The organism is Burkholderia sp. Ac-20379 (assembly GCF_017104645.1).
Taxonomy (GTDB): domain Bacteria; phylum Pseudomonadota; class Gammaproteobacteria; order Burkholderiales; family Burkholderiaceae; genus Burkholderia.
Genome location: NZ_JAAGPF010000480.1, coordinates 1 through 4,134, shown reverse-complemented (window position 1 = coordinate 4,134; position 4,134 = coordinate 1). Strand labels below are relative to the sequence as shown.

General features: G+C 69.7%; 4 protein-coding genes. All 4 read right to left on the bottom strand.

Annotation, left to right across the window (positions count from 1 at the left end):
* Positions 1-19: 19 nt before the first annotated feature.
* Entirely contained in the window at positions 20-1,009 is a 990-nt protein-coding gene (locus tag G3N92_RS31655; protein WP_241015147.1) for a threonine/serine dehydratase, read from the bottom strand.
* A gap of 106 nt (positions 1,010-1,115) precedes the next feature.
* Positions 1,116-2,276: a porin gene (locus tag G3N92_RS31650; protein WP_206131475.1), complete on the bottom strand. Its 1,161-nt coding sequence runs from the start codon at positions 2,274-2,276 to the stop codon at positions 1,116-1,118.
* Between the two features lie 216 nt (positions 2,277-2,492).
* Positions 2,493-3,326, bottom strand: a complete 834-nt coding sequence (locus G3N92_RS31645) for an ABC transporter substrate-binding protein (protein ID WP_206131474.1) — start codon at positions 3,324-3,326, stop codon at positions 2,493-2,495.
* Positions 3,327-3,541: 215 nt separating this feature from the next.
* Positions 3,542-4,134 (bottom strand): LysR substrate-binding domain-containing protein (locus G3N92_RS31640; RefSeq protein WP_241015146.1); only part of this gene is annotated, 593 nt, incomplete at its 5' end.

The following is a 4,134-nucleotide window of genomic DNA, read 5'->3' as shown; positions in this document are numbered from 1 at the left end:
CCCACCCGCGCCGGGCGTGTCAGTCCGTGCCGCCCGTGATCGCCTCGGCGAACAGCGCCGCATCGACGTTGCCGCCCGACGCCACCACCACCACGCGCTTGCCGCGCAGCGCATGCGCGGCCGGATCGGACAGCATCGCGGCCAGCGCCACCGCGCCGCCCGGCTCCACCACCACGCGGAACAGCTCGAAGCACAGCGCCATCGCGCGCTTGACGGCGGCATCGTCGGCCGCGAGCACGCCGGCCAGGCGCTGGCCGTTGATCGAGAACGGCAGCTCGGCCGGCAGCGGCGCGAGCAGCGCGTCGCAGATCGACTGGCGGCCCGGCGGATTGCTTTCGCGCGCGCCCGACGCAAGCGAGCGGCGCGTGTCGTCGAACGCGGCCGGCTCGGCCGCCCACACCTGCGCCTGCGAGCCGGCCGCCTCGACGGCCAGGCAGATGCCGGCCGACATGCCGCCGCCGCCGCACGGCGCGACGATCGCATCCACTTCGCCGTTCAGTTGTTCGAGCGCCTCGAAGGCCACCGTGCCCTGCCCGGCGATCACGTGATGATGATCGCCGGGCGGCACCACCGCGTACTGGCCGCGCTCGGCAAGCTCGGCGGCCACGGCCTCGCGGCTCTGCTTCTCGCGGTCGTAGCGGATGATGGTCGCGCCGGCCAGCCGGGCCTTCTCGACCTTGTTTTCGGGCGCGTTCGACGGCATCACCACGATGGTGGGAATGCCGAGCATGCGGCCCACGGTGGCGATCGCCTGGCCGTGATTGCCGGTGGAATAGGCCACCACGCCGTCCGGACAAGTGGCGCGGTCGAGCCGCGACAGGCAGTTGTAGGCGCCGCGAAACTTGAACGCGCCGGTGTGCTGGAGGCTTTCCAGCTTGACGAAGACCTGCGCGCCGGCAAGCGCGTCGAGCCGGTCCGAGCGCACCACGGGCGTGCGGACCGCCACGCCGGCGAGCCGTTCGGCCGCGTCGCGCACATCCTGCGCGACGGGCATCTGGAATGACAACATGATTCAAGCCTCGATAATCGTAAGGACAACGTGAAGAACCGGCGCGCGGCGCCCGCATGAAACGGGGCCGCGCGCCGCGAAGTGCATGGCGGGGAACGCCCCCCGGTCAGAAGCGGTGACGCAGCCCGACCGTGACGATCTCCTGGGTGCGGTGGCCGTCCACGCCGTACGACGAGATCGTCGCCACCGCCGCCTGGGTGCCGCCCGACGCGGTGCGCTGCGTGCCGCTCGCGCGCTGGAACGCGGCCGTCGCGTACATGTCGGTCAGCTTCGACAGCGTGTAGAACGTGCCGGCGCTGACCACGTGGTAATGCGCCGACGCATCGCCGCTGGCCGCCGTGTAGATGTAGCCGAGGCCGAAGCGCAGCGTCGGCGTCCAGCGGTAGAAGCCGTACACGCGGCCGGTGTTGTAGCGCTCGGTGGAGGCGAACGTCGACGCGCCGTCGGCCGTGTAGCGCGCGTTGCTGTAGCCGACGCCGAGCGTCCACGGGCCGGTCGTGTATTGGCCCGCCACCTGCGCGATGCCGAGCGTGTGCGCGCTCTGGTAGGCGGCGTTGATCGAGCCGCCTTCGAACAGCGCGTCGGTGGTGCCGCTGGTCCAGCCGCTGCGCTTGCCGGCCGCCGCGTTCGCGTTGGCGGCCTGGAAATAGCCGGCGGCCAGCTTGAACGGCCCTTGCGTATACGACACCGCGCCGCTGAACGTGTAGCCCTGGCCCGTCGAGCCGGCCACGCCGCCGAGCGCGTAGAGCGCTTCATATTGCAGGCCCGAGTAGTCGCGGCTGATGTACTTCACCGCGTTCGACACGCGCGCGCTGAAGTCGTTGTTGTCGACGTCGCCCGGCGTCGCGAACGGCACGCTGCCGCCCGCGCCGTCGGCCGTCAGCGGCTGCACGAGATCGACGACCGGGTCGTACATGCGGCCGAACACCACCGTGCCCCACTGCGCGCTCGACAGGCCCATGAACGCCTGGCGGCCGAATTCGCGGCCGCCCTGCAGCGATTTGCCGGTGCCGATCGCGAAGCCCGATTCGAGCTGGAAGATCGCCTTCAGGCCGCCGCCCAGATCCTCGCTGCCCTTCAGGCCCCAGCGGTTGCCGGACAGGCCGCCGCTCAACATGCTGTAGCGGTTGCCGCTGGCGGTGGACAGATAGCTGATGCCGGCGTCGACGATGCCGTACAGCGTGACGCTGCTCTGCGCGTGCGCGGTTTGCGAGAGGCCGCCGAGCGCGAGCGTCGACAGGCCGAGAGTGGCGAGACGTTTTTTCATGATGTTTTTGGGTAGCGAGTGGTGAAGGCGAGACGGTTTTCCGCAGCGAAGCGCGCGGCGGCGCACGGCCTGGCAGCACGCCGCCATGCGCCGCTCGATTCGCAGGACTAATGAATTCGGCATGCACGAGGCCGTCGAAGCGGCGCCACCGCTTCGATCCGGCAAATCTCGGGCACGACTCGGGAAACGCGGCGCCGCGCGGGCGCCGCCGGGGGCTTACTGGGCGGCCTTGGCGTCGAAGATCGACACGGAAGCCGGCAGCTTCCATTTCGCGATCAGTTGCTTGTAGGTGCCGTCCGCCACGACCTTCGCCAGCGCGTCCTTCAGCGCCGCAGCCATCGCCGCATCACCCTTGCGCACCGCGAAGCCGATGGTGGTGGTCTGCTCGAACTCGGGGCCGACCGTCTTGTAGACGTCCGGCACTTCCGTCATCAGCTGCACGGTGCCCGGCGTGGAGTTGTAGATCGCATCGGCGCGGCCCTGGCGCAGGCTCAGCGCGGAATCCTGCGCGGTGGGCAGCGTCAGCACGGTGGGGGCCGGCTTGCCGGCGGCCTTGCAGCGCTCGACGTCGGCGCGCGCGTAGTTTTCCTCGATGCCGCCGAGCGTCACCGCCAGGTTCTTGCCGCAGATCGAATCGTCGCGGCCCGTGATCTTGGCCGGGTTCGCGGCCTGCACGATCACGCGGTCGCCGAGGCGCAGGTAGGGCACGAAATCCACCTGCCCGCTGCGCGCCGGCGTGATGTACATCGCCGAATTGATGATGTCGAGACGGCCGCCCTGCAGGGCCGGGATCAGGCCGCTGAACTGCATGTTCTGCGGCGCGGGCGCGACGCTCATCTGCTTGGCGATCGCATTCACGAGATCGATGTCGAAGCCGGTCAACTGGCCGCCCTTGGTGAACTCGAACGGCGCGAAGGTGGCCGCGACGCCGTAGGTCAGCTTGCCGGATTCGACGAGCTTCGCCGGCGAGGCCGCCTGGGCGGGCGACAGGAAGGCACAGGACATCAGGGTGGAGGCAAACAGCGCACGCAGGGCAAACGAGAATTTCATGACGGCTCCAGACTTGGGGTGAGGTGTTTTGCTTGAGTTGTACAAATTTATACAAACCCGAAAATTCTCAGTCAAGCGGGAATTTAATTCGTTGTCGTCGATATCCGTCAGGTTGGGGGCCGGTTCGATGCCGTTCGCTCGAACGTTTTGTATTTTTCAACCACTGTGTACAGCACCCGGCGCACCGGCCGAACAATCGCGGCCGTCCGCCCCGGTCAGGCTCGCGGCCCCGCGCCGGGCGCGGCCAGCGCGCGTTCGAGGATCGCCAGCATGGCCGGCAGGTCCGGCTCGGCGCGGGTCAACAGCACGATCGAGCGTTCGTAGGCCGCGCCCGGCACCGGCGTGGTGCGGCACTCGCCGGTGAAGCGCTCGATGCCGGACCAGCGTGGCACCAGCGCCACGCCCATGCCGTCGGCCACCAGCATCGCGATCGCCTCCAGCGCGTCGAGGTCGCAGAGCACCGCCGGCTCGATCGACTGATCGGCCAGCCACTGCGACGCGTAGCGCCCGCCCCAGGCGTCCGGGTCGTAGCGGATATAGGGGCAGCTTCGCAGCAGCGTGGCCGGGCGGCCGCGCAGCGCCTGCCCGTCGTCGTCCGCGCGCGGCGCGAGCAGCACCAGCGGCTCGCGCCGCAAAGTCACCGCGCGCCACATCTTCGGCAGTGCGAACGGCGGCTCCACCACGATCGCCGCATCGAGTTCGCCCGCCTGCAGCATCTGGAACAGCCCGCGCGAGGTGCCCGGCACGATCGCCGGGCGGCCGGCCGGCGCTTCGCGCGTAGATCGGAAGAGCGGCGTGGAGGGAAAGA